Origin of the sequence: Candidatus Rhabdochlamydia sp. T3358, assembly GCF_901000775.1 — a bacterium.
Classification (GTDB): Bacteria; Chlamydiota; Chlamydiia; order Chlamydiales; family Rhabdochlamydiaceae; genus Rhabdochlamydia.
In genome coordinates this window covers 110,264-136,363 of the sequence record NZ_CAAJGQ010000017.1, presented here as the reverse complement: position 1 = coordinate 136,363, position 26,100 = coordinate 110,264, and the positions used below count along the sequence as shown (strand labels likewise).

General features: G+C 36.3%; 20 protein-coding genes and 1 pseudogene. 11 read left to right on the top strand and 10 right to left on the bottom strand.

What is annotated here, in order from left to right; translation table 11 throughout:
* Positions 1-176, bottom strand: a pseudogene (locus tag RHTP_RS05755) (IS982 family transposase); the annotation flags it as partial.
* 134 nt (positions 177-310) lie between these two features.
* On the opposite strand from RHTP_RS05755, the gene RHTP_RS05750 reads away from it, so the two are divergent.
* Positions 311-1,030 (top strand): hypothetical protein, encoded by a 720-nt coding sequence (locus RHTP_RS05750; protein ID WP_138107168.1) that lies wholly within the window; start codon positions 311-313, stop codon positions 1,028-1,030.
* Positions 1,031-1,105: 75 nt separating this feature from the next.
* On the opposite strand, the gene RHTP_RS05745 is transcribed toward RHTP_RS05750, so the two are convergent.
* From RHTP_RS05745 to RHTP_RS05715, 7 genes are all read right to left on the bottom strand, one after another.
* Positions 1,106-2,539 carry an SDR family oxidoreductase gene (locus RHTP_RS05745; RefSeq protein ID WP_138107167.1) on the bottom strand — a complete coding sequence of 478 codons (1,434 nt, stop codon included), beginning with the start codon at positions 2,537-2,539 and terminating at the stop codon, positions 1,106-1,108.
* A 3-nt stretch (positions 2,540-2,542) separates the two neighbouring features.
* Complete coding sequence (gene cydB, locus RHTP_RS05740) at positions 2,543-3,571, bottom strand: cytochrome d ubiquinol oxidase subunit II (RefSeq protein ID WP_138107166.1); 1,029 nt, start codon at positions 3,569-3,571, stop codon at positions 2,543-2,545.
* The gene (locus tag RHTP_RS05735; protein ID WP_138107165.1) at positions 3,571-4,938 is read right to left on the bottom strand and encodes a cytochrome ubiquinol oxidase subunit I; all 1,368 of its coding nucleotides are present in this window, start codon (positions 4,936-4,938) and stop codon (positions 3,571-3,573) included. Before RHTP_RS05735 ends, cydB begins: the two co-directional genes overlap by 1 nt.
* A 33-nt stretch (positions 4,939-4,971) precedes the next feature.
* Positions 4,972-5,493, bottom strand: coding sequence for an SOUL family heme-binding protein (locus RHTP_RS05730; RefSeq protein WP_171005756.1), 522 nt, complete (start codon positions 5,491-5,493; stop codon positions 4,972-4,974).
* Complete coding sequence (locus RHTP_RS05725) at positions 5,483-5,836, bottom strand: hypothetical protein (protein ID WP_171005755.1); 354 nt, start codon at positions 5,834-5,836, stop codon at positions 5,483-5,485. The genes RHTP_RS05730 and RHTP_RS05725 overlap by 11 nt, the downstream gene beginning before the upstream one ends.
* A gap of 58 nt (positions 5,837-5,894) precedes the next feature.
* Positions 5,895-7,454 carry a murein biosynthesis integral membrane protein MurJ gene (murJ, locus tag RHTP_RS05720; RefSeq protein ID WP_138107163.1) on the bottom strand — a complete coding sequence of 520 codons (1,560 nt, stop codon included), beginning with the start codon at positions 7,452-7,454 and terminating at the stop codon, positions 5,895-5,897.
* 63 nt (positions 7,455-7,517) lie between these two features.
* Entirely contained in the window at positions 7,518-8,324 is an 807-nt protein-coding gene (locus RHTP_RS05715) for an NUDIX hydrolase (protein WP_138107162.1), read from the bottom strand.
* A 118-nt stretch (positions 8,325-8,442) separates the two neighbouring features.
* Between RHTP_RS05715 and RHTP_RS05710 the strand changes: the two genes are divergently transcribed.
* The 9 genes from RHTP_RS05710 (at position 8,443) to RHTP_RS05670 (ending at position 23,882) form a co-directional block, all read left to right on the top strand.
* A complete protein-coding gene (locus RHTP_RS05710; RefSeq protein ID WP_138107161.1) occupies positions 8,443-9,378 on the top strand; it encodes a thiamine diphosphokinase in 936 nt (311 codons plus the stop codon).
* A 47-nt stretch (positions 9,379-9,425) separates the two neighbouring features.
* Positions 9,426-10,583 (top strand): hypothetical protein, encoded by a 1,158-nt coding sequence (locus RHTP_RS05705; RefSeq protein WP_138107160.1) that lies wholly within the window; start codon positions 9,426-9,428, stop codon positions 10,581-10,583.
* Positions 10,584-10,594: 11 nt separating this feature from the next.
* Positions 10,595-11,542 carry a hypothetical protein gene (locus tag RHTP_RS05700; RefSeq protein WP_138107159.1) on the top strand — a complete coding sequence of 316 codons (948 nt, stop codon included), beginning with the start codon at positions 10,595-10,597 and terminating at the stop codon, positions 11,540-11,542.
* A gap of 240 nt (positions 11,543-11,782) precedes the next feature.
* Positions 11,783-12,721, top strand: a complete 939-nt coding sequence (locus RHTP_RS05695) for a hypothetical protein (protein ID WP_138107158.1) — start codon at positions 11,783-11,785, stop codon at positions 12,719-12,721.
* Between the two features lie 94 nt (positions 12,722-12,815).
* A complete protein-coding gene (locus RHTP_RS05690) occupies positions 12,816-13,118 on the top strand; it encodes a hypothetical protein (RefSeq protein ID WP_138107157.1) in 303 nt (100 codons plus the stop codon).
* A 172-nt stretch (positions 13,119-13,290) separates the two neighbouring features.
* Complete coding sequence (locus RHTP_RS05685; RefSeq protein ID WP_138107156.1) at positions 13,291-13,695, top strand: hypothetical protein; 405 nt, start codon at positions 13,291-13,293, stop codon at positions 13,693-13,695.
* A gap of 58 nt (positions 13,696-13,753) precedes the next feature.
* Positions 13,754-14,143, top strand: a complete 390-nt coding sequence (locus RHTP_RS05680; RefSeq protein WP_138107155.1) for a hypothetical protein — start codon at positions 13,754-13,756, stop codon at positions 14,141-14,143.
* A 17-nt stretch (positions 14,144-14,160) separates the two neighbouring features.
* The gene (locus tag RHTP_RS05675; RefSeq protein WP_138107154.1) at positions 14,161-21,033 is read left to right on the top strand and encodes an ankyrin repeat domain-containing protein; all 6,873 of its coding nucleotides are present in this window, start codon (positions 14,161-14,163) and stop codon (positions 21,031-21,033) included.
* Positions 21,030-23,882 (top strand): preprotein translocase subunit SecA, encoded by a 2,853-nt coding sequence (locus tag RHTP_RS05670; protein ID WP_138107153.1) that lies wholly within the window; start codon positions 21,030-21,032, stop codon positions 23,880-23,882. Before RHTP_RS05675 ends, RHTP_RS05670 begins: the two co-directional genes overlap by 4 nt.
* A 61-nt stretch (positions 23,883-23,943) precedes the next feature.
* On the opposite strand, the gene msrB is transcribed toward RHTP_RS05670, so the two are convergent.
* The gene (gene msrB / locus RHTP_RS05665) at positions 23,944-24,393 is read right to left on the bottom strand and encodes a peptide-methionine (R)-S-oxide reductase MsrB (protein WP_138107152.1); all 450 of its coding nucleotides are present in this window, start codon (positions 24,391-24,393) and stop codon (positions 23,944-23,946) included.
* Between the two features lie 275 nt (positions 24,394-24,668).
* Between msrB and RHTP_RS08820 the strand changes: the two genes are divergently transcribed.
* Positions 24,669-25,040: a histone-like protein 2 gene (locus tag RHTP_RS08820; RefSeq protein WP_171005754.1), complete on the top strand. Its 372-nt coding sequence runs from the start codon at positions 24,669-24,671 to the stop codon at positions 25,038-25,040.
* On the opposite strand, the gene RHTP_RS05655 is transcribed toward RHTP_RS08820, so the two are convergent.
* Positions 25,037-26,086, bottom strand: a complete 1,050-nt coding sequence (locus RHTP_RS05655; RefSeq protein ID WP_171005753.1) for a Fic family protein — start codon at positions 26,084-26,086, stop codon at positions 25,037-25,039. The genes RHTP_RS08820 and RHTP_RS05655 overlap by 4 nt on opposite strands.
* Positions 26,087-26,100: the final 14 nt, after the last annotated feature.

Sequence of the window (26,100 nt, the reverse complement as noted above, 5' to 3'; positions counted from 1 at the left end):
TTCCTGTAGTTTGATTGATGAAATAAAATAGATATTGTCATCATTTCAGGAATAGACATTTCTGCTTTAGGTCCTCTTAGAGATTTGCCTTTGGTAATTAAATGTTGCTCCCATTGCTTGTTGAAATCCTTCCAAAAATCATCCACAGAACAGTACAATTCAACAAGCTTTTCCATTTTTGACCTCTTTTGTTGTTGTTTTTTCAGAAACGAAACTTGTACAACATTAAGAGGTCTTTTTACACTGTTTTTTTGTCTTATCTTTCCTATTCTTAGTTAATTAAACTCAACACTGGGGTCTTAGAAGTTCTTTGCAGAATAGATTTTCTTTAAGCCCTGGAAATCATGAGGCTGTTGCATCTTCAAATGCCACAGGTGCTTTTAGGCGATCCATCAGTAATGCAGAAAGTTCTCAGACTTTAGGAAGACTAGGAAAATCTGAAAATTTATTAAAACCTAATTCTGTTTCCGCTTTAGAAGAAGCCATAAGAAAATTCTCGGATAATGGAACGAGAGAGGAATCTACTAATTTTTCTGAAAATCCACAAGTAAACATAAGCTTTGTAAAAACTTTAAAAAAAAATGTGAGCATGCGTTTGCTAAATTCAAAAAAACCAGAAGAAATAAATAAGAGTTTAGAGAAAGCAAAAGAACGCTTTCAAATTTCAGAGTTCAAAGAATCTAAAAAGCTCTTTGAGAATTTATTAGGATCAAAGCATTTAGGGACATCAGAAAAAAAATCAGAGATTTCTCTTTATTTGGCAGCAATCTATTTGTTAGAAAAGAATGGGACTAAAGCTGACAGTTATTTAAAAGGAAATTCTTTTCTAAAGATGGTAATGGGCAATCATGCAAAACATCTTATAAATCAAAAAGCATGTATTGCAGATCCAAAATACAAGGAAGAGCTCTTTTCAAATGCAAATTTTTATGAAAGCTTATCTGACGATGCATCCACAGATGAAAAAATAGTAGCAGAAAAGCTGCTTGAGTCTTTTGGAGAAAACACTCCTATTCAAAATATACAGTAACCAAATAAATGAGCAGAGTAGCTAAGGACTCTATATTTTTAGCTACTCATTTACGAGATGCAAAAGAGCTTTAAGTTAGCTAGCGATTTTTTTTGCCATTCTTCTAAAGATAAAAAAATGAAAAGGAGCTAATATATACCAATAGGCTCTCCCTAATATACCTTTAGGCCGAAAAGTAGCTGTTTGGATTAAAAAATCTTTGTTTTCTTTATTCTCTATTTTGAACTGTAGCCAAGCTTCGCCAGGAAGTTTCATGCCTGCATATAAAATGAGATTAGCTTCTTTTTTATCAGCGCGTAAAACCCGCCAAAAATCAATAGAATCGCCTACTTGGATTTCTGAGGGGTGTCTTCTACCGCGGTTTAATCCAACGCCCCCGATGAGACGATCCATCAATCCTCTTATTTTCCAGGACCAGTTAAGAGCATACCAGCCTGTGTTTCCTCCAATACACCATATCCTTTCCATTACAGTGTTTTTAGAACAGTGAAGAGGAACTGTTTGTTTATTGATAAGACATCCTTCTATGGGTACTTGGACATATGTTTGAATACTAGGATTTGAGTTATTGGGGTCCCAGGCATCCATCCAAGTAGAGAGCACTTCATTTTGTGCAATCTTTTTAAAAACCAATTCTAGCGCTTCTTGAAAGTTCAAGCAGTGATGGGGAAGGATTTGATGGATTTCATTTTTTTGACAAACCGAGCTAATTCTCATGCTTTCTACTAAATAAGAGCATAAGGAAAACCGTACAGAAGTAATAAATACAAGCCAGTAACTGGATAAACGAGGGGAGAGAACAGGAACGTTGATTACTCGTCTTTTTAGTTTTCTAAACTTTGCATATTCTAAAATCAAATCTTTAAAGCGTAAAACATCAGGACCTCCAATATCAAAGATTTTATGATAACAATCTTTTCTTAGCATCACTTGTGTAAGGTAGAATAGTACATCCCGAATAGCGATGGGTTGACAGAGGGTATTAACCCATTTAGGGGCAATCATAAAGGGAAGCTTTTCGGTTAAATCGCGGATAATTTCAAAAGACGCACTTCCACTTCCAATGATAATACTCGCTCGTAAGATAGTAGTGGGAATAGCGCTTTTTCTTAAAACTTCTTCAACTAGTAAACGAGATTTAAGGTGAGGGGATAGCTTCTTTTCGTCATTGATGATCCCTCCTAAATAGATGATTTGTTGGACGCGGGTTTTTTTCATTCCTTTAACAAATTGATTGGCTACTTCTAGTTCAACAGTTGTCAAGTTACTAATAATATCTGTCATGGAGTGCACAAGGTAATAAGCTACATCAATATCAGGGAGTTGAGCTAATGTGTCGGGGTTCTTTAGATCTCCCCATATATAATGCAAATTTGATCTCTGCTCAGGAAAAACAGATATGCCTTTAATGCGACATAAAGCATATACCTCATGTCCTTGATCTAAAAGAGTATTGATCAAACGTTTTCCTACAAATCCAGTAGAGCCAGTGACGAAGACTTTAGCCATAGGTCAATAACTTGTTGAATCGAGTTTTACTTTGCCTTTAAAAATCTTATATACGTAACTAACATAAAAGATGGATAGGGGAGCTCCTGCTAGGGCAACAATAAAGATCACCCATAGAGTAATAGGTGAAGAAGAGCTATTAAAAATGGATAAGCTTAAATTTTCAGGATCTTTGCTAGAGATGATTAAATCAGGATAAGTTCCTATTGCATAGAGCAACATTAAACTTAAAATGGCAATACAAGAACCAATAAAAGCCCAACCAAAACGCTCTTTATATAACTGATAAGGGATACAGAAAACCCCAAATAAACTAATGATTACAAAAATAAGAAGACTTGGATAGGTAAAAATCCTATCCATCATAAAGGGAAAATATGCATATGTTGCTAACGTTGTCGCCAGCCAAAGAACTAGAAAAGCAATCACCAGTGGATAACTTAATTTTAGCAAGTGCTTTTGGATATCACCCTCTGTCTTAATCAAGAGATATAAACACCCGTGAAGTGTAAAAAAGATCAATGTAAAACACGCTATCAAAAATGCGTAAGGGTTCATAAAATGCAGTTGATCCCATAAAATAATACCTGTGTGATTGAGTGGCATACCTTGGATTAAATTACCTAAAATTAGACCAAGATCTACAGAGATGAGTAAGCTAGCTAAAAAGAACAACATATCCCAAGTTCTGCGCCAGAGAGAAGATTCTTTTTTACTGCGAAATTCCATAGCAGCTGATCTAAACATAAAACCAAAAACCAAGAGCATCATCGGTATATAGAGACCAGAAAGTAAACTAGCAAATACCTTAGGGAATCCCGCTAAGAGAATACCTGTTGAAATCACAATCCAAACAGAATTCCCATCCCATACCGGACCTATAGCATTTAAAAAAACTCTGCGCTCTTCATCTTTTCTGGCAAAAAGATGTAAACAACCAACCCCTAGATCAAATCCATCCAATGTTGCATAAGCAATAGCGGAGAAGAGAAAAATAAGAAGAGCAATATGTTGCAAAATAGAAATACTCATCAGGGTTTATCCTTTAGATAGAGATCTCGATAGAGATCTTGATCTTCTGTTAAATTTTGACCATGCTTGATCTTCTTATCAAGTAGGAATAGAAAGAGAATAAAGAAGAGTAAATAGATGAAAACAAAGAGAATTAATGAGGTGAGATTTTGTGCAACGGTTACCGTTTCTGAGAACCCCTCACTGGTTTTTAATAGCTTGTGAACAATCCAAGGCTGTCTTCCCATACAAGAAGAATACCAGCCAGCTATATTAGCAAACTGAGGTAGAATAACCGATAGAATCAAAAACCATTGTAGAACAGGGGCTAATATCCACTTTTTCTTCCACCACATATAAAGACCCATTAGAGAAGCCAACATCATCAATCCCCAACAGATAATCATCAGATGATAAACTTGAAAGACCGGTTGAATCAAAGGCCATTCTTCGCGAGGAAATTCATTTAAACCGGGCACTGCAGGTTTAAAGTCACGATAGACCAAAAAGCTAAGCAATCCAGGAACAGGCAACCCATAAACCTTTTGCTTTTCCACATCTACCCAACCAAAAGCGTAAGCTGGAGTATAAGGTTTTGTCTCAAAAACCCCTTCAAAAGCAGCGAGCTTAACAGGGTTGTATTTAGCAACATCTCTTGCCAGAAAATCTGCAGAAATGAGCTGTAAAACACCTGTTATAAATGTCATTAAAATCCCTAATTTGAAAGAGCGGACAGCAAACTCGTAATGCCGTTTTTTCATCAGATAGTAAGCAGATACGCTGATGATTAAAAAGGCACCTGTTAACCAGGCAGAAAGGATGACATGTACAATGTGATCAATAGCTGTGGGATTAAATAACATCTGGACCCAATTAGTCACTTGAGCAACAACAGTTCCATCTGGCTGAGTGACTAATTCATAACCTGTAGGATATTGCATCCATGAGTTAGCAGCTACTATCCAAAAGGCACTAAAATGCGCTCCAAAAGACACCAAAATGGTTGATAGAAAATGGATGGTAGAAGAAACTTTTTTCCAACCAAAGAGAAGAAGCCCTAAGAACCCACCTTCGATTAAAAAAGCAAAAAAACCTTCCGCACTTAAAGCACTCCCAAATACATCTCCTACAAAACGAGAGTATCTAGCCCAGTTGGTTCCTAAACTAAATTGTAAAGGAATCCCTGTTGCTACTCCAAGAGCAAAAGTTAAGGCAAAGATTTTTAACCAGAATTTAGTCATATCTTCCCAAACCTTCAATTTGGTTTTTAGGTACATCCCTTCCATAAAAATCAAAGCTAAAGAAAGACCAATGCTCAGAGGTGGATAGATATAGTGAAAAGTCAATGTGAAAGCAAATTGAATACGAGATAGAATTTCTACTGTCATAACCACTCTATAAAGAAATATTTTTATACTACTTTAGTGAATCACAAATAGCAATTCATTACGACGAAAGCAAGGAAGTGTCCAGGGAGGATCGTATCTTGCCAAAATACAAGGTCCACTAGAAGTATAGCCATGTTGTTCTATGAGTTCTAAAAGTAGATTAGTGTTTTGTGCAGCTTTTTTTTCCGTGCAAAATCCTGAAAAAACAAGCGCTGCCCTTTTTTGTTTTTCTATCTGTTTTAGAGTAATTCGAGGATCCTTAGGGGAGGGAAGCTCTGAAAGCTTGTATTTTTCTGGCATGCTAAAAGCAATCAGCCAGTTTTTTTTTGTTGCATCTTCTCTTTGTTCTACAGGAGCTGTCATAGCAATTTTAGCTTCAGTCGCATTTTGTCCAAAAATATAAGCTGCAAGAAGATTAAAACCTTCTTTGATAGCTTGTTCAAAATCATTTTGAATCGCTGTTTGGGCAATAACGCGTGGCTCATATTGCCTAATCTCAAAATTACCCCATTTTTTTAACACTAGATATTTGGGTCGGTCTTTTTTATTTGCCAAGTTTTTCTTCTTCAATATGAAATTTATGAAAAAAACGGTGAACTACAGGTGCAAAAATAATCGCAATAACCACTAGAAAAACAATCCCGCTAAAAAGAGCATAAGTCCCCGCAAAGATTTTCCCCCCTTTTGTTTCTATGGTTGCTACAGGTCCCATTCCAGATAAGATCATGGCAGCATTTTCATAAGCATCGATCCAACCCATCTTTTCAAAATGATGATACCCCAGCATACCTCCACCTAAAGAGCCTAAAATAATTAAAAAACCCATAGATACATTACGAGTTAAGCGCTTAAAAAATAGTTTTGGGTTTAAGCCGTAAGGATTTTTTTTAGTAAGCATAAGGAAATGTTTAGTACTTTTTTTATCAGCATAGCAATCTAGCTAAAGCAAGCAACAATTATTTTATCTCTGGAGAGGTTTTCAAAAAGAAATCAGAAAAAAGTTCTAAAAGCTCTTTATGTTTAAAGATTTTTGCGTAAGAAAATAAGCCTACTATAAAAGCAAAAGCTTGCATGAAAAAAGATAAAAACTGAGAGGATCCATGGCGAGTTAAAGGCGAGTTCAATAAGAAACTAAATCCAAAAGCACAAAGAGCTGCAAATGCACTAGCAAAAATGGTTTTGACTATTAAAGGTAAAAATAAGGGAGATTCCCAGCCTGCTTTTTGGCTAAATCTATAGAGAATCCAATAGTTAAGGTAGGCGCTTATACTGGTTGCCAAAGCAGTGCTAATCACACCTAATTGCAGCTGGAATACAAATAGGGTATTTAAAACGATATTGACAGCAACTGTAGCAACAGAGAGAAGCATCGGTGTACGAAAATTATTCTGCGCGTAAAAAATAGCAGAGAACAAAATCACTAAACTGCTTGGAACAAGGCCCAAACTATACGCCCAAAGGCAAAAAGTGGTTTTTACTACGGCTACTTCAGAAAAATTTCCTCTGCCATACAATAAATTAACCGAACTAGTACCGACTGCCAGAATGGCAAAAGTACAAGGAATCATCACCGTCATGATCCGTTGATAGCCAAAGCTAAACAGGTTTTTCGCCTGTTCAATTTGCCCACTTTTCAAACATCTTGCAAGACGAGGAACAATTGTACTTACACAAGCAATTCCAAAAATAGCCAAAGCTAACTGCTCTAGTCGAATAGAATACCAAAGATACGTAGGAGCTTTTGCATCGATATATCTGGCAAACAGGGGATCAACAAAAGAATTGATCTGCATGGCTCCTACACCAATGATGCTTAAGCTTAGCGTCTTTGCTAATGTTTTTACCTCCTCTGGGATTTGTAGATAAAACCACTGTTTCCAATTACCCCCAATATATTTTAATGTAGGAGCAAGAGTAAGCAGCCATTGTCCAAAAAAACCCAGAGCAACCCATTTTGCTAAATGTAGCATAGCTAGATCTGTTTCTTGCTGCCGTAATAAAAAAGCAGCAAAACACCAGGTCATATTGCAGATAAAAGGGGCAAAGCTAGGAACAAAAAAGCACTCATAACAATTGAGAACAGAAATATTGAGACCATACAAACAGATAAATAAAATGCCCGGCAGAAGCCAAGCCGTTAGTTTTAAGATTTCACGATTAGCATCTGAAATCGGCAAGGTTAAAAAAGCTGCAATGCCTCCTTCTGCCAGTAAGATAAAGCCTATTAAAAATAGAGAGATCAAAAGATTTAACTTACAAAAAAAACCATTTGCTCTGGATTTATCTTGTACATGTATTTGCATAAAATGGGGGATAAAAGCCGATTGAAAAGGACCTTCTCCTAAAAGGCGCCTTAACAAATTAGAAAGACGAAAAGCTACCATAAATGCAGCAACTGATGCATGATCGCCAAAAGCAAAGGCCATCATCAAATCGCGTCCCATACCACTTATACGGCTTAAAAGCGTTCCAGAAAAAAAACGTCTTATAGTAAGCCTTAAGCTTTTCTCTTCCAAAGCATCCTCACATTTGAGGGTGAGTGTAGAAGTGGCAGATTTTAAAGAGCAAGCAAATAAGTTTTAGAGCAATTTACGAAGTTCTGCCTGAAGCAGGGCAAAAGTCAAAAATGGATCGCGAAGGGGAATGTGTTTTTCCTCTCCTTGTATGGACACTTCTAAAAACCCCTGCATCAGACCTTTTTTTAATTCATCTTTTGTAAAAGAAATCACATCAGCAATCGCTTCTCCATATTCTGTCTGAGATTCTTCTTGAGAAGAAATTTTTGCTAGAAAAATCGGCATGACAGAGGAGAGTACTCCGTTATCAGGAGCTACTTGGCCTAAAAAATGCAAAGAGGATGCTATGAGTCCCGTTTCTTCCTTTAGTTCGCGCAGAGCTGCTTCTTCAGCTGTTTCTTGCAGTTCCACTCCTCCTCTAGGAAGCTCGAGTTCCCAAGAGCGTGTAGCATGCCGATAGTTCACAATCAATGCTATACGACCAGAAGGCAAAACCGGTAAAATGGCGACACCAGATAAGCCCTCTTTTAACTCACTTTTCCAAATAAGCCTGTCATATGTTCCTGGAATCTTTTGAGGAAAATAAACAGCATCGCGTAGCCAAATTAAATATTGATCTTCGCATACCAAACCTACCTGACTAAATTCTCTAGCTTCTATTTTTGAAAAACCTTTTTGTAATAAACGGTTTTCCTGTATTTCCTGAATCTTAAGAATTTCTACAGGATCCATAACAATCTCAATTTCACCCTCTTGGTAATTTCCACTAGATTGAGCAAGTTGTTTAATATAAGAGAAGTATTCTTCAAGTGGTTGATTCCCATAGATACACTGCAAATAAAATAGGCTTAAAACGAGGATTTTTTTCATCTTAGATCACTTCCTTTAAAATTTTATGCGCAGCTTATATCACAAAGAATTCAAAAAATTCAAACCATATAATTTTAAAGCTTCTAGAAAATCGCTTAGATGAAGTATTTATAGCAGCATGATACTACCGCCTAATAGCAAAAGCAGTGTAGCTATTATCTGCAAAACTCCTATAGATCGTTCACTCTATCCTCGTATACAAACTTTTCCTTCTATTATAGCAGTTGATCAGGGACTAGAGCAGTGTTTGAACATGAAGATTTCCCCAAACTGGGTAATTGGTGATTTTGACTCTGTAGACCCTAAGATTTTAGCAAAGATCTATCCAGAAAAAATCATCCCACTCAAAACAGAAAAGGACTTTACAGATCTAGAAGCCGCCATAGAAAAAGCTAAATCACTAGGGTGTCCGATATGTATCTTTGGCGCTCTCGGGAAGCGCCTTGATCATACATTAGGCAATATTTTTCAGTTATTAAACAATCCTGGAGTAGCTTTTATAGAATCAAAAAACCAAATCGCATTTGCCATCAATTCTCAGTTAGGAGAAGTGCAAATAGAAAATTCTACCGCCCAAACTTTAAGCTTTTTTGCTCTAAATGGTCCTGCAGAGGTAAATCTAGCAGGGAAAACCATCAACCTAAATAAGCAAGCGCTTTACTATCCTTTTAATAAAAAAACGGCTCTGCAAGCACAGAAAGGGGAGTGTATCGTCTGTTTAGATCAAAGAGAAATCACGCCTATTCCAAGCACAGAGGATCTTTCCTTAGTTCATTTTTTTACCTATTTGTGCGACTCTAGAAAAAATCCCCTGCACATTCTACCAGGTAAGGAAGTACACATCCCTTGTAAAAAAAACCAAGTGATCTCTTTGATCCCTTTTTACGGTCCTGTAACAGGCATTACTACTCATGGACTTCAATGGGAACTGACAAATGGTCAATTAGATAAACATTTCATTGGTATTTCTAATATTTGCCTTAGCGATTCTTGCACAATATCTATTAAACAGGGAGACCTGCTTTGCGTGATAAATAAAATTAAAATTGATTAATAACCACTTCTTAATATAGCCTTTAACGGCCTAAATAAGGAGGGAGTATGTATCGATTTGTATTTCAGGACGCATCTGTAGCTTCTTCTCTTCAAGAGGTTACCCTAGAGCAAGGATTTAACTTAGCGCTTTTCTTTTTTAGATGCTTATATGATGAACTCCCCGAGCTTTACCATTCGAGCTCTAAGGAAATCTCTAAACTTAACTTTAATCTTATGTTAGGTAGATATGCTCTTACCGAAGGATGGAACCTAGCGGTTCATCAAGTTACCCAAGTACCAACCCATATCCAAGCAGAAGATCTCTTTTCTTGTTTAATTGCATTTACCAAATTCTTCAATGCAGGGTGCAATTTTGAACTAGACCCTCTGATTACTTTATTAGAAAAGATAAAAACATACCCTAATAAATACTCCCTAGAAAACAGTTTATGGGAAAAGGTGCTTAGTAATAGCCACAGAAGACTTGTCTTTCCCTATGCTGCATTCTCCACAGAAAAAGAGGTTTCTGTAGAACATGGATTTAATATAGCTATGCTCTTTTTTGAAGACCTGCTGCCTTTAATCACATCTATGATTGATTCTCTAGATCATTGGGTAGCATATAACTACATTCTATTGGATGGTTATGAATATCCTGCAGAATGGAATGAAGCGGTGTTTCGCGTGACAAGTATCCCTAAACTTCAGCAAAAAAATGTGAAGATTCCCATAAAAGTTCTTTTTTCTAGTTTAATAGAGTTTTCTAAAATTATGCATGCTCGATTTGATTTTGAATTGGACTACCTACTCGATTTATTAGAAGCCATTCAAAAAAATCCCAGCAAATTTCCCCTCAAAGCAAAAATATGGGAAGAAGTGATAAAAAACAGCTATAGCACTCGTAGCTTACACAGAGAGTTCCACTGGGATTCTTCACTCCCTGACACCCCATGCCCCACTTCTGAAGAAATAGATGAAATAAGAAATGCTAGAGCCCCAGATCAAATCTTAAATGTTTTCTCCAGAAAAAAGCCAACTATCTTTCCCACTAAAGAGATCTATCAAAAAGCCATGCCAGATGGCGGATGGGCTTGGGCAGAGGTTGTTAACGGTAAGATTGTCAATGGTGGACGTCATGAGGTTAGGTGGGAGCTCTATAACAAAACCTATCCAGAAGGCGCGGGTAAGCTTTATAAGCCAGATGAAATAAAACCAGTAAAATAAAGGAGTAAAATGTGACACCCGTACTTCCCACTCATTCCATAGATGTAAATAAACTAATAGATAGTCGTGGTATCAATAAAGAATATTTGGAAGAGATATTAGTCTCTAACCCTACAAGTAGAATAAGTAATGTTACAACTTATATGACGCAAGATAGTCGCAAACATGAGTTTGAACATGTAAACCCTTTGCAGATAAAAGGGCTATTAAGTCGTGATATTGATGCTATTAAAGAACTAACTACTGAAAGAGTAAAGTATGATTTAAAAGAATTAACTACTGAATTAGCAAATTCAGGAAATCTAGAACAACCATGGAATTTTAAAATCTCGCTAGTTCCATTGTTAAATGACAATTTCTTTATTTGTGATTGGTTAACTAGAGTTGAAAGTCAATTTGATCCGAAAACTCCCCAAAAAATAAAAGAAGCGGATCTTAAATACGCTAAAGAAAATTTACAAAGAGGTAGGATTTTCACCGCTCTTCTTCCTGGTATGCAAACAGTGGAAGGAGCGAAAAATTATCTGCTGAAAACCATGAAAGTTATAATAGATTTCAAAGATTTAGATCAAGTTGCTCAAATGCAACTGGATATTGATAAAAAATCTCTAAGTAAAGAAAGAGGTTATAAAAATGCTATGTTAGCTAGTTTGATAGGAACTATTACAATAGCAGCTGGTAGCGTTACTATGAACTGGCTTGTAAAAGTTGGCAAAATAGCAGTGATTGCAGGTGTAGTAATCAATACAATAGCTGCATTGTATGCAACCTATAATTATTGGGTCCACAGGAACGACGAAGCAGATGGAAAAAAAGAACTAAAGAAATTTCAAGGATTAATCAGCAAATCCTTACGGATCTATAAGGAAAAGCTTGAACCAGAAGTTTATGATGAATCTCAAGCCATATTTAGACAAAGAGGGGATTCATTAGACTTTCTACTTTTTGATGGAATTTAAACCAAAAAAACAGCCAACAATCTTAAAAATTAGCTAACTGCTAACTTTTAAGGTTGTTTTATGATGTAAGATTTCAATCTTTTGCAGGGTTTGGGTTCTATCCAAATGATTCGTAAAATTAAGCGATAAGAAAAATGTCTTTGATCCTGTTTAACTAATAAATTTTCTAGCTAATAAAATTTAAAATTGATTAATAGTGATCTCTTAATATAACCTTTAACGACCTAACAAAGAGAAAGTATGTTTGTGTTTCAAGATGAATCTGTAGCTCCTTGTATTTCTTCTCCTGTTCAAGAAGTTTCTTCTGAACAAGGATTTAATCTAGCACTTCTCTTTTTTGGTCATTTAGACCGAGAAACAGATTTATTTTCTGAAGCTCAATCTAAAGAACTGTATATGTTTAATTATAGCATAAATGGTTCAGGTAGATATGATTATGCTTCAATATGGGATCAAGCGGTTTGCCAAGTTACAAATATTTCCCAAGAATGCCAAAAGACCAGCAATATTCAAATCGAAGATCTTTTTTCCTGTTTAATCGAGTTTACTAAACTCTCTAATGAGTTAGACAATTTTAAATCTAAATTGGGACCGATCATTCACTTATTAGAAGAGATGAAAACCGATCCCAGTAAGCACCTCCGAGAAATTGAAGTATGGGACTATGTGATCAGGAATAGCCATAAAAGGCTTGTCTTTGATTATGCAGAATTCTCCACAGAAAAAGAAGTCTCAGTTGAACAAGGGTTTTATATTGCCATGCTCTTTTTTGAGGATTTATATCCTTTAGTTGCGCCTCATTTTTCTCAAGATCCAAAAGAACAAACGATATTAAGTCTTCATGGGATTGTTCTAACGTGGGGATATGAATACCCAGCAGAATGGAATGAAGCTGTATTTCGCTTAACAAAGATTCCTAAGTGGCAACAGAAAGAAATCAACATCCCAGTAGAGATTCTTTTCCCTTGTGTAATTGAGTTTACAAAAATCTTTCATAAACGATTTGAATATCGACTCGACTACTTGATGGGCTTATTAGAAGCTATCCAAAAAGATCCCGATGGGTTCCCAATTGAAACAAGGCTATGGAAACAAGTAATAAAAGATAGCTATAGTGCACGAGCTTTGCACGTAGATTTTGATTGGAATGGAGAGCTTCCCGATGATGAAAAATACTAATACATACTTGCTATGCACCTAGTACATATTTGTACTTAAAAAAAAAGCGTTCTCATAAGAACTATATCCTCAATCTTTTATTAAAGAGACTTCTATGGTGCAACCTCTAATAACTACTTCTACTTCTGTTTTAAATTTTGAAGTAACTAATGCTCCTTCCTCTGCAGAAACAAAAAAGATCACACAATTATTCTCTCAAAACGTACGATTTTTACCTGTTTGTCGAGAAGTTGTAGATGCCTTAGGAAGAAAGATACGGTTATGGGAAGTTCCTGGAACCGATTTTTTCTGTGGAACGATATTACATCCCAATGGACAAGCAACTCTCATCCCTGCGCATAAAATCATCAACCCTTTGCAGGGACCCTGTTCTATCCAAACGATTCGTAAAGGTTAAGTAATAAGAAAAATGTCTTTGATCCTGCTTAACTAATAAATTTCCTCATTCATAAAAATTAAAATTTGATTAATAATAATCTCTTAATATAACCTCTAACGACTAAATATGGTGTTGGAAGATTCACTAGAAAAACCTTTGTATATTCCCACTTAAAAGAAAAGAGGTATATGTGAGTAACAAAAAATTTGATGAAAAAACAAGCAGAGAGATTGTTGTTCATTTCTTGAACAGACTAAAGACGGAGTGTAAAAATCAACTCTCTTTAACTAGCCAAGAACGTCTACACTATTTGATTAATTTGCTTAGTAACGATCCAAACGGAGCTGAAACTTGGAAGACAACATATCAAATGACGTTTGATAAGTCTTTTGAGCCACAAGTATTGATCTCAGAAGAAGAAGTATTTACCACACTGATTGGATTTTGTGCACGACAAACACATAGTTGGAAATTTAATCTGACGGGATTAATGGATCTGCTATTTTTAATTCGCTATCGACCACAAGAACATGAAAAAGAGCGCACGATTTGGAAAGAAGTGGTTATTGATGCTAGCAGAGAAACTCTCTTATAAAAAGAACAGGCTTGAAAGCGGTAGAGTAAAGACATTTAAAATATGGATGGAGGTGCTTATGGATGAAAAAGGATTAGAAATGCGGAAGGTCGAGGCGTTGATCGAAAGCTTTATGGATAAGCTATGCTGGGAGGAATATAGATATCAACTACCAGAGGATGAAATTGAAAGTTTTATAACTTATATTGGGGACATTCCTATGTATGACTATGAGGAAATATATGAGAAGATATCAGGAAATCCTAGCTTTGATGATCTGTGGCTGAGTGAAGAGACCCTCTTTACTTTAGTAATTGATGTCTGTGCTGCATATATATATGCATGGAATTTTACAATGAAAGGGATTTTGGCTTTGTTGTTTGCAATGCGCTATAGCCCGGAAAATCATAAAAAAGACATAGCAATTTGGAAAGAAGTCTTAACACAAATCTGTAACACAAATAGATAGAAAACTAGGAATGATCTATGGGACTCCTTTCCGTTTCTTTTGCATCAGATAATATAGAGGCTAACTCCAAGCTTCTTGAAGAGAAACAGCTGCCTTTTAACCAATTATTAAGTCCAAAAACACAAGCTATTCTAGAAACACTAAACCCTGTAACGCGTCCTACCTACGACTCTGAAGGGAATATCATTCAAATTTGGCAACGTCACCGTGTTTATTTAGGAACTATCTTAGGTGAAAATGGTAATTTAATAATTGTCCCGAATTTCAATATACATAATGGATTACAACCTCATGAATCAGGGGATTCTTTTTTAGACCGTATTGCATCCCTTCCTTCTAGAAAGTGGGGATTAATTACTCTTCCTAATGGACATATCGTTGTATGGCCTCATCTTGTTGCTGCAGGTAGACCAGGTCCAGATTTACCCCTAGCAGCACTTGAAGATAATATTGGTCACACATTTCGGAGAAGTGCAAAAGGAGGCCATTTACATGAAGATACAAAAGAAAATAGGGACTTGCTCATAAAAGTTGGCTCCGATTATAGAAATTGGATTGGAACAAATAAGTATGGACAGGATGTTTTTTTTAAGTGTCAAGAAGATGGCTCTCAGGTTTGGGTCTATAGAATAGGAGATAAAATAAGGAATGGCGGAGTTAACCTTAAAGGTCAGCATTCAATATTTAATTGCAAATCAAGACTTGTAGAAAGATATGTACCTAAAGGGGGATTCAACTATTCAGTCTCATCAATAGTACAGAACCATATAACCCTACGACATTTTCAGAATAAAGATCGCCCACCTCCTGGTGGTAATGGAGGCCCCGGCGGTGGCCCAAGAGGCTCTGGAGGCCCCGGAGTACGCCAGTTTCAACAACTCCTGCAACAAACGAAACTCACTGACTCTTACAACACAAACCATCGTGGTAACCCTGTTCCTGCTAAAGGAGGAACTGGAGGTACAATTGGAGGGGTTGCTTGTGGTGTTGATTACATACAAGGCTTGTTTGATAAAGCGGAATCTGTTTTTGAAAAAGATCACTATTTTTGTGTGCCTTTGATTGATGGACAAATTCCCTTTAGTCAGGAGCAGTTGCGTCAGATCTTACGTGAGCTTGCTATTGGTATTTATATGCATGGAACTGTGCCTTTTTTCAGTTTGCATTTTAACCAAAATGCAGAATTATTTTCGGTGATCCACCCTGCGTATCAAGATACTCTGGTGGGACGAGTGATTGGTATGTTGGACTATTTCATGAAAGGCTATCTCAATGGAGGGGTTTTTCAGGAAGAATTTGTCGACAATCAAAGACCTGAACCAAAGGAGCAAAAACCGCTACCGATGATAGAAAGATTATACAATTGGTGGTGGCCTCCTGCATCTTCTAATCAATTAGTTGTTGCAGGACAACAACCCATGTCGGTTTTAGATTGGTTATATAGTTGGTGGTGGCCTTCCAGTAGTGCACAAAAAGCTTTACCTTTAGATAAACTGATCGATTTTGAAGAATATTGTCAGATGCATCTAAAAGGAGAAGATAAGAATTATGCTTCTGTAAGAAGCATGCAGCAAAAAGTTAAAATCAGTGGTTTGCTAGAGCAATTAGCTATAACACTTAATGAAGAGCCTGAAGAGCTTACTAATTTTGATGGTTTTAAGAATTCCTTTCGGATCATTGCTAAACAAAACAGTTTTCAAAAAGAGGATAATCTTTTTGTCATTGATGCAGATTTTGATGTTCTTTATACGATTGAACCATCTCCTATGTATCAAGAAAAACTAGAAGAATATTTTAGAAAGCATGGAGAGATGCCAGCTTCTTATCAAGAGCTTATTTTTATTTATGAACTTATGAGTAAGCAAATTCACGACCATATGGTTAAAATGCCTATGTGCCGTGAGTATTTTGCGATGCTAGGAGTGATTAACTTTTTCTCTAGTTATTTTTCTACCCTTAAAAAACATCACAAGCTTCCTGAATTAGCTGCTTTTGAAAAGATAGATGCTCGAGGTTGCCCTCCTGTTTTTCCTCATTTGCCACTGAGTACTTCTGCTAAAGCATTTCTTAGAATGAATCTTAAAGAAGTGATAAGCAGCTGTTTAAAAAATAACGAGCGGTTGATGCACTTAGGCTTTTCTCGATTATTCGATCATTTAATGGATATTCGGAGCTTAGAATCTTTTGATAGAGGTGAGACCCAAATACTTTATAACATATTCAGAAAAGAGCTTGAATCCAATATTCTTGGTTTATGCAATCCACCTTTTAGGCGTTATCTTTTGAAAAATCAACAAAGCCTTAACCCATTATTTGAACAACTAACTCAGCCTTTATTAGATGGGTTATTCACAAGCTTTGAAAAAACCGTAGATCTCTATAAAAATCTTCATTATATGCAGCGTCTTCCTAGGATTGAGTTAGTAAAGCTCTTTCTTTCAGAAACATGTCAGAAAATGCCTAATCAAATAAAAAATATTTCCAAAGAAATTCCTTATAATGGTCTATTTGGTGCTGATAAATTCTCTACAGAACAACTAGAAAAAAATAAGAGAATAGTCGGCGGATGTGGTATGCAGCTCAAAGAACAAAGAGTGCAGTCTTCTAGCAAGGCTAGCTTTATTTTAGAAAATAACCATTTACCGCTTGATCCAGAGACCTGGGAAAAAGTCAGTATGGGTACATCAGAGGGAGCTGTCTTTCGTTTGGGAATGGAAGATATCCCCCATGGAATTATAGGTGACTACTCCTGGATGGAATCTCTTTTACAAGAAAAGATAGAGCCAGAGCTTATGCAAAGCTGGGTTGAGATACAACAAGCCATGGAATTAGAAGATCATGCGGAATTTAAAAAATACGTCAAAGCAGCAACTGATTTGACCAAAATCAAAGGCTCTCATAAAACTTCTTTACTGCATATGGCAGCTAAAAACAAGGACCCTTATTATGTCAAATATTTGCTAAAGAAAGATCTTTCTACGTTAACAAGAGATGCAAATGGGTATCTGCCTGTTCATTACGCAGCTATGATGGGCTGCATGGACGTTTTAAAGCTTTTTATAGAAGATGACGATGACGATGATTCCATGCTAGATGCTGTGAGTATTCATGGGGCTTCTGCTTTAATTACAGCAATTCAACATAATCAAGAAGCAGCTGTTAATTATTTATTAAAGAACAGAACAAAAGCTGCTGTGTTAACAGGAGGATACACCGAACTTCATTGCGCTTTGCACGAAGGAAATATCAATATTATTAACGCTGTGTTGGCAAATCGTATCGCTTGTAAATGTTTAAATGTTTGCTGCGAAGAGGGTGGAACTCCTCTTATGCTGGCTTGTGAATTAAAGTCAGCGGATTTTGTAAAGACCCTACTTGCAAAAGGAGCTGATGCCACCATTGCGCGAAAAGATGGGGTAACCGCTATAGAAATTGCTGTACGGCTCAAATCTGTGGAAGTGCTAAAGGAGTTACTAGAAAAAGCTAAGCCTTCTTCTCGTGCTTTGCGAGCAGCAGCAGAAAGGGGAACGGTAGAAATACTAGATCTTCTCTTAAAAAAAACAGAGAATATTTTCAGCTGTAATAATGAGGCTCAAGACAATCTTCTACATATTGCATTAAGACATGCAAATCTGCCAGCAGCGCTTTATCTTACCGAATATCCAGCATTCATTCATGGTGAAAATATAGAAAGGGATACCCCTTTGAAAATTGCTATTTTGATGGGAGCCTGGAAGGTAGCAGATGCGTTGTATGACAAGGGCGCTCGTGTTGATTTAAGCGTGCTACTTAAAGTAAAATACAATTTTTTAGTTCCAAAAATGTTCGACGCTGTGCCTTTGACAGCTGGGGAGTTGCAAGAGTATTTAAACTTAGCTCTTCAAGAAGGGAATGAGTTAGCCATTACAGAAGTCCTCAGACCTAAAGGCGCTAAATTAGAGCTTTTTCAACCAGTGAATGGATGGGAAGCCCTACATTATTTAGCAAAGTGCGATGGGGTGTACTTGTTTAAAGTAACTTATGCTAAAGACCCCTTAATGCCCATTCAACAAGAAGGGAATAAAACTCTTGCTTATATTGCAGCGGAAAACTCTAGCTATTATATTTTTCATTATCTTTTAGAAGAGATGCAAAAACAAGGCTGCTCTCTAGAAGATCATTACCAAGATCGCCATCTTTTCTATGCCGTTATTGAAGCAGGGCATATGGACTTTTTTGAAAAAATGCTAGAGATGTTCGAAGATCTTAAAGATGTTTCACTAAACAAAGAAGGAATGCGACCTGTACATTTAGCTGCCAAAATGGCATCGGAAAAAATCTTAAAGGCTCTAGAAGAAAAAGAAGCAGATTTGCAGGTAAAAGATCAGCATAACCATACGGCTTTATATTATGCGATTTGCGCTAAAGAAGAGGCTTGCATAGCTTTCTTATTAGAAAAGAATATTCCTATACAAGCAGAGGATCTCTATGCAGCTACAGAAGATGTTAAAATTTTAGAGATGCTCATGCAGAAAAAACCTGACCAAGCCATTCTTGATCATACTTTGTACCTGGCGGTTCGTAGCCATAATAAAGAAGCTTTTTTACGCTTACATGTTTTGGGGGCATCTTTTAATCACGTAACTCCTAAAGGATGGACACCTACTTTATTAGCTAGTTATTATGGGCAGGAAGATATTTTAGAGATCATTCTACAATCTATCCCTGTAGATCAAAGAGAGATGAAAGAAAATAATGCACTGCATTTAGCTTGTATGCAAGGACACGCATCTTGTGTCAAAATGCTGACGAAGGCTGGTTTCTCTTCTAAAACTCCTAATCGATTGGGAAAAACTCCTCAAGATCTTGCAAAAGATCAGGTGCTTGTTCTTCATGCTTTAAAAAATGAAAAAAGCTCTTATCCAACTCTTATCGAAAAATTTGTTCAAGCGCTTAAGCAAAAAGAAGGTATAGAAAAAATACAACAACACATGGAACAGATTCCCCAAGGAGAAAAGATTTTTATCGATCTTGAGGGGAAAAAGATTTGGGGCACTCCCTTACAGCTCCTGATTCGCTTTTCTGAACATAAGTGGTTTATTTCACGATTACTAAATTCCCTTGAAATAGATCCTAACTTTCCTGATAGCGAAGGTAACACACTTGCTCACTTGCTGGTATTAGCAGGGATGAATTTACTAGAGATTAATCAATTGCAATTGCATCTACCTAATCATCAAGGAGAAACTCCTTTGCACCTTGCTGCTAGTAAAGGGAACATAGAGATGATGGAAAAATTGATTGAGAAACTGCCAAAAGAAGAGCTCAATGCAGTGGATCACAAAGGCAGGGGCCCTATTTTTTCTGCTATTGAAAATAGACAGGCAGAAGCTCTTCGTTTGCTTATTGAAGTAGGGGTAGATCTTAACCATTGGGATAATCAATTAATCACACCGCTTCTTTTAGCCTGTCAACAAGGTTCATTAGCAATGGTCCGGATGCTTAATGAAAATGGAGTTAACCTTAACAAAGCAGGGACAGTGAAGAAATTGACTGCTTTACATTTTTTAATAGGGAAAGGACAAACAGAAATAGCACGTTATCTAATTATGAAAGGTGCAAACCCTCATATTTTGATAGACAAAGGCATATCTGCTCTTCATTTAGCAGCAGAAATGGGAAATACAGAACTTCTCTATTTATTAAGAGCTAAAGGTGTTTCCTCGAATCTAAGAGATAAGGCAGGCTGGCAAATAAAGCATCGGGCCGCTGTTCATGGAAATAATGCTGTCTTAGAAGCTGTTTCTGATCTGCAAAAAGGACTTATGGATGCATCTTTAGATACTCCTTTAGAGTTTTTGGAAAAACAGAAAGATAAATCAAGCTTACAAAATGCATTTGAGGATGTCTTTGAAGGGGCAACACCTTTACATCTAGCAGCCTACGCAAACCAAATAGAAACCGTAGATTGGCTGATTAACCAAGGGGCTAACCCTGAGATAAAAACGGTAAAAGGAAAAGATTCTCTTTTTTTTGCAACTCTAGGCGCTAGTACAGCTTCTCTTGTTAAGCAATTTACTAAATATTCCTTTGCACAAGAACCAAAGAGCTTATTCAATGCATTGTTTCAAAGCATTGTCCAGGATAATTTAGAGGCAACAAAAGTTCTTTATCATTTAGGAGTTCCCATTAATGCATTTCTTTTAAATCAGAGTACAGGCTTACACATTGCCTGCTACTATGGAGCTTTAGAATGCACCTCTTGGCTTTTACAACAAGGAGCAGACCCTTTATTAGAAAATGGGAATATTCAAAATGCTTTTCAAATCTCTGCAGAAAATTCCTCGTTTGAGCAATTCAAAGCATTGCTTGAATACGCTCCAATGGATCTAGATGAAATTTTTCAAGTGGGGGCAGAACCTTTAATACATATCGCTGTTCTAAAAGGAAATATCAAGCATGTCATGCTATTGATTGCCAAAGGAGCTGCTTTAGACAACATAAGTAGTTGTGGCTATACGCCATTTCATCGAGCTATCAGAGCAAATCAGATAGAGCTTGCTAAGCTGCTTCTTTTTTGTGGGGCTAATAGATACAAACGACCAAGAGATGAGCCCTTAGAAGAAATCATACAGCATTTGCCTGAAAAGAGCATTGGCTTAGCTAGTCAAATTTTAGAGGAATTTAGTGCTTTATCATCAGTTAAAGGTGAATCTAAGTTACATCGCGCAGTAAGAGGCCATTATTCCTTGGGGGTGAGAGTGCTAGCTCAGATAGAAGACCTTGATCAGTACGATTCTAATGATCAAACAGCTTTAGATTTAGCCAAACAAACAAACCAAAAAGAAGTAATTAGATATTTATCAAGTTTTTTTGAGCCAAGTGTTTCTGTAGAGGGAGGAAATTTATGACAAGCGCGATATCTAGTCTTAATTTCCCAGTTTTTTCTAGTTCAGCTGAATATGAGAAGATGAGTTCTTTTGAAGAGAGCAGCTCAGAAGCTTTAAGCTCAATTAACGATTCCGGTTCTTTGGATCTTTATCGTAAAGTTTTTGCCTATATTCAAAACACTTCTCAGCCTAAAGAAATCAAAATAGAGCTCGTTAGATTAATTATGGCGCTTGCTAATCAAAGCGATAAAGAGGTTTCTTTTACAGATTATGAGGCATTGCTGAAAGAAGCCATGAGTTTTTCTGCTAAATGGGGCAGAGCATCTCTACTGTCTTTCCATAAAAATATAGAAAAGAGCACTTTAGGCGATCTACTATCAGCTTTTAACTTAAGCAATCAAATAGAAAATACCGATTACGTAAAAGTACAACTAGAAAAATTCAAACAAAAAGAGATAGATTTTATAAGTCTTCTGGAAGATCTAAAAAGAATAGAGCCTAAATCTAATCGGATTCCTGAGCAAAAAAAAGAGCTTAAACCTATATTAGAGAGGTTTAAAGGAGAAGATCTAAATGTTGTTTTTCCTTTAGACAAAAGATTTTTAGCCGCGATTGAAAAACAATATGCAGTAGTGGAAAACTACTGCAGGGAATGGCAATATAAATGTTTAGGCGGGTTAATTAGTGAGGCCAATACTATACGAGCCAAAAAAATAGGTTTGCAAGAAGAGGGTATTTTAAAGCTGGTTGCTATAGGGCGCTTAGCTCTATATGATACGCATAAACTCTATCTCCACCATACTCAAATTTTAGCTATATTAGGACAGCTTTGCTACTCAAAAGGATGCATAGTTCAAGTGAAAACAGGAGAAGGCAAGTCAATGATTTCTACATTGCTTGCATTTATCTTAGCCATGCAAAATAAATCTGTGCATCTTATTTCTTCTGAACGCTCTCTTTCTTTACGTGATCAATTAAAACTCTTTTTATTTTTTCAGTTATTTTCTATTAAAACCTCCCACATTTGTAATGATAATCCGGAGGAAAGTTGCTTTAAAGCACAAATACTCTATGGAACGGCTTCTGACTTTGAATTTGCTATCATGCGAGAAATGCTTCATTTAACGCCTTTATTTGAGCAAAAGGTAAACTTAAATAAACAGAAGCGTTTTGATTGCGTGATTGTTGATGAGATAGATAATTTAACAATTGATACAGCGCGCAATCACGCAAGATTGAGCCATCCAGCTGAAGTTAGCTACACTTGGGCGTATTATACTGTCTTAAAATATGTAAAAGAAAGGTTTACAAAAGACTTAAGCAATGAACTATTTTCTGAATCTACTCTTCAAGATTTAAGAAGAATACTCCAAGTTCTGCAGCCAATTCCATTAAAAGATGATCAACTTAAGACATGGTTACAATCCGCTTTTTCTGCGCTATTCCTGCTAGAAGAGCATGAAGATTACATTGTAAAGAAATCGATTGACGAAGAAAAAATTTTAGTTGTGGATGCAAAAAATACGGGACGAGTGATGCACGCAGTGCGTTGGGGAAAGGGGCTACATGAATCCATTGAAATTAAGCATAAAATTGAACCAAAAAAAGAAACCCTAGTCCCGCTCTCTTTGGCTCACTGCGTTTTATATTCAATGTATGATTCTGTCTTTGGCCTTACTGGTACGCTGGGAGCTCAATTAGAAAGAGAAGAAATTAAAGAGATTTATGGAATTGACAGCTTTGATGTCCCTACCTATAACCCTTGTATACGTAAGGACAGCCCTGTTAAAATCCTTGCCTCAAATAAAGAGTGGTTAGAGGCTATTTTACAAGCAGTCAAGGATTGTATTGCGCAAGATAGGCCTATTTTAGTTCTTTCTGAGACAATTAGAGATTCACAAATTATTGAAGAGCTATTAAGAAAAGAAAATATTCCTTTAGAAATGCTTAATGAAGTTCAGGAAAAAAGTGAAGAATCTATTTTGAATAGAGCAGGGATCTCAAAAGCTGTGACAATTGCAACAAATACCGCTGGTAGAGGAACAGACATTAAGCTTACACAAAGAAGTCTTCAGCAAGGAGGGCTACATGTTCTTTTGACCTTTTACCCCAATTCAGATCGAGTTGGAGATCAAGCGCGTGGTCGAGCTGGCCGTCAAGGAGAGCCGGGAAGTTCTGAAATCATTATATCGCTAGAAAATCTTTCGTTAGATGATTCTATCAGCAATAGATCTCAAGAAGAAATAATACAACTGCTTGAGCAGAAAAGATTATCTCAGACACGCATAGACAAGCATGTGCATACATGTCTTGCAGATATAGAACGTTATTGCTTCTCTTTGGCAACTAAATTTTTTGCTGGCTTTGCACAATTTAGCCAGAGTTTTCATGAGGAAATCTTTGTAGAAAGATGTATTCAGGCCTTATCTAATCAAAAACTAACCAAAGATCCAAAAAAAAATCTTAGCAGAAAAGACTCCCATCTGGCACAAACAGCTATTGAGTTAGTTACTAACAAGGCTGGTAAGGTTAAGTGGAAGATCTTCTTACAGCAGGTTAGAGAGAGAATTAAAAGTAAAATGCTTAATCAATGGTCTATTCAATTCTATCAAGAAGTCGAAAAATTGATAGGCGATTCAAATATGGAAGGATTTACAGCTATACAAGAACAAATCCAACAGGCATTTGGAGAAAAAGGCAATTTTTTTTCCGATACTTTAATATCTATGATCATTGATTCTCGCATAAAGGAGATGATGGAAGTAAAACAGAAAATAAGAACCCTTTATGATCAACAAAGGCCTAGCTGGGAAAAATACTTAGATCCTTCTGGCAGAGGAGTCATAGAATACGTACAAGAAATCATTTGAATGGTAACCCCTTTTAAGGCTTTTGTTTTAGAAATAGGACACAATCAGCAATTATTACGTTTTAGTCAGAGCTTTCTTCAAAATGCAGTGCTTCGGAATTTAGGCAATACCTTTTACCCGTTGGTTTAGGTCCATCATCAAAGAGATGCCCTAAATGTCCGTCGCATCTGCTGCAGAGAACTTCTGTTCTTGTGCTAAATAAACTACTGTCTTTTTGGTAACTGATATTTTCTTCTGTAATCGGTGCCCAGAAACTAGGCCATCCCGTTCCTGAATCGTATTTGGTATCTGAACTAAAAAGAGGAAGAGAGCAGCCTGCACAAAAATAAATTCCGTGTTTTTTTAGGTTATAGTACTTATTGTGGAACGCATTTTCTGTTCCTTTTCGTCTGAGGATGTCATATTGGTCAGGGGAGAGCTTTTTTCTCCATTCTTGATCTGTTAAAAGAACCTTTTCTCCATCAAAATGATCTAAAGACAAGCGATCCTCCTTGTGAACGATGCTACTCATTATTAAGTAATTAAATTTTTTTTAAACTAAATTAAAGATAGGTGTCAATGGAATTATTTTTGTTCAAATTCCTGTTAGTCTTTTGTATGAATTTTGATAAATAATCATGTGTTTTCTTTGTTTTAAATGATAAAAATATAAAAAAATTACGATTTATTAAATAAAATTAAGATTTTTTATTGAATAAAAACTTTCTTCCTGAGAATGTGAAAATTATAGGGGTTAGTATATTGAGCCTGCTATAGGACTTACAATTAACAGGAGGAATCTTTTTTATGGCCACAAGAAAGACGGCAACTAAAAAAAGAGTAACTAAAAGAAGAACAACTAGGAAAGCAGCTCCAAAAAGAGCTAAAGCTACTAAAAGAAAAACAGTTAGAAAAGCAGCTCCAAAAAGAGCTAAAGCTAAAAGAAAAACAGTTAGAAAAGCAGCTCCAAAAAGAGCTAAAGCTAAAAGAAAAACAGTTAGAAAAGCGGCTCCAAAAAGAGCTAAAGCTACTAAAAGAAAAGCTGCAAAGAGCACTAGTACTAAAAAAAGAACTACTAGAAAGAAAACAACATCTAGAAGAAGAAAAAAACCTTCTTTTTCCATGTTGGGTAGAAGTACTACAGGTGGAGAAGATGGCTTAGGTCATATCTACGGCTAATTTTTAAAAGATAACCTCGAGATAAATTTTTTCGAGGTTATCTTTTTAAGATAAGAAACCACAGGAATAAATAGAAAGCTGTCCTTGTCTTGTTGGAGCAATCCCAATTTCTGTAATATATGCATTTCCCTAGTAAAGGGGAAATGTGTCTTTTTAAAAATAGGCTGACAAAAACAAAAGTCTAAAAGCTGATAGATTTCGGAATGACTTATCTGCCCGTTAAGCTGTTTTGCTAATTGCTGATATAACAGAGCTAACTGATTCATTAACTGAGTTTGTCTCTTAGCTTGAGAAGTTATGGCTTTTAGGAAAAAATTGATCCATTTAATCCAAGCTAGATCAGAAGAGAGATCAAATAGCCTTTTGCAATATTCTTTGCGGTGTTTAGAAAAATAATCGCTGGGGCAGAAAATAGGCTTAATTAGTAATTTGTGTTGATGTAAGAAGCACGGGATAAGCAGCCTAGCAATCCTACCATTTCCATCCATAAAAGGATGAATAACGAGAAATTGACCATAGGCAAGTGCTAATTGAATTAAAGGATAAGCTGTACTTGTATTAAAGAAAGATACCCACTTATTGATTAAAGAAGGGACCTCTTCTGGGCTCGGAGGTAGGAAGTACGCTTTTTCTATACCACAGCCCTCCGGGCCGATCCAGTTTTGCTGGGTACGTAGAATACCTAAAGAGCCTTTAACCGAGGAGTTGTATTTAATCAGCTGATGTAAAAAGCATAATTTAGAGATATTTAAAGGTTGTTTGTTGTGATGATTGGTTAAGTAAATTAGTGTATGTAAGTAATCAATCCACAAGGAATCGGGTTTATCGTTAAATAGGTGAGATAGTTGCGTTATGCTAAAAGGAATTTTTAGAGAAATAATGGTTTCTGCAATCAGCAAAGGTAAAAGCAGTGCTTGTTTTTTGCTATGGGATTGCAGAGCATCATTATAGTGTTCTAAACAACTAGATGCCTTTTTAAGGCTTTTATGGATTAAAGGGTTTGACGCAATAGACTTGTAATTCGAAAATTCGTAGCTTGTAAACACAGCTTTTTCATCTT

Bases quoted from the DNA above. Each gene is read 5' to 3' on its own strand.
- RHTP_RS05690 (WP_138107157.1), top strand. From the start codon at position 12,816: ATGGTGCAACCTCTAATAACTACTTCTACTTCTGTTTTAAATTTTGAA.
- RHTP_RS08820 (WP_171005754.1), top strand. From the start codon at position 24,669: ATGGCCACAAGAAAGACGGCAACTAAAAAAAGAGTAACTAAAAGAAGA.
- RHTP_RS05680 (WP_138107155.1), top strand. From the start codon at position 13,754: ATGGATGAAAAAGGATTAGAAATGCGGAAGGTCGAGGCGTTGATCGAA.
- RHTP_RS05675 (WP_138107154.1), top strand. From the start codon at position 14,161: ATGGGACTCCTTTCCGTTTCTTTTGCATCAGATAATATAGAGGCTAAC.
- RHTP_RS05745 (WP_138107167.1), bottom strand. From the start codon at position 2,539: ATGGCTAAAGTCTTCGTCACTGGCTCTACTGGATTTGTAGGAAAACGT.
- RHTP_RS05725 (WP_171005755.1), bottom strand. From the start codon at position 5,836: ATGCTTACTAAAAAAAATCCTTACGGCTTAAACCCAAAACTATTTTTT.
- RHTP_RS05695 (WP_138107158.1), top strand. From the start codon at position 11,783: ATGTTTGTGTTTCAAGATGAATCTGTAGCTCCTTGTATTTCTTCTCCT.
- RHTP_RS05715 (WP_138107162.1), bottom strand. From the start codon at position 8,324: ATGAAAAAAATCCTCGTTTTAAGCCTATTTTATTTGCAGTGTATCTAT.
- msrB (WP_138107152.1), bottom strand. From the start codon at position 24,393: ATGAGTAGCATCGTTCACAAGGAGGATCGCTTGTCTTTAGATCATTTT.
- cydB (WP_138107166.1), bottom strand. From the start codon at position 3,571: ATGAGTATTTCTATTTTGCAACATATTGCTCTTCTTATTTTTCTCTTC.
- RHTP_RS05735 (WP_138107165.1), bottom strand. From the start codon at position 4,938: ATGACAGTAGAAATTCTATCTCGTATTCAATTTGCTTTCACATTGACT.
- RHTP_RS05710 (WP_138107161.1), top strand. From the start codon at position 8,443: ATGATACTACCGCCTAATAGCAAAAGCAGTGTAGCTATTATCTGCAAA.
- RHTP_RS05705 (WP_138107160.1), top strand. From the start codon at position 9,426: ATGTATCGATTTGTATTTCAGGACGCATCTGTAGCTTCTTCTCTTCAA.
- RHTP_RS05670 (WP_138107153.1), top strand. From the start codon at position 21,030: ATGACAAGCGCGATATCTAGTCTTAATTTCCCAGTTTTTTCTAGTTCA.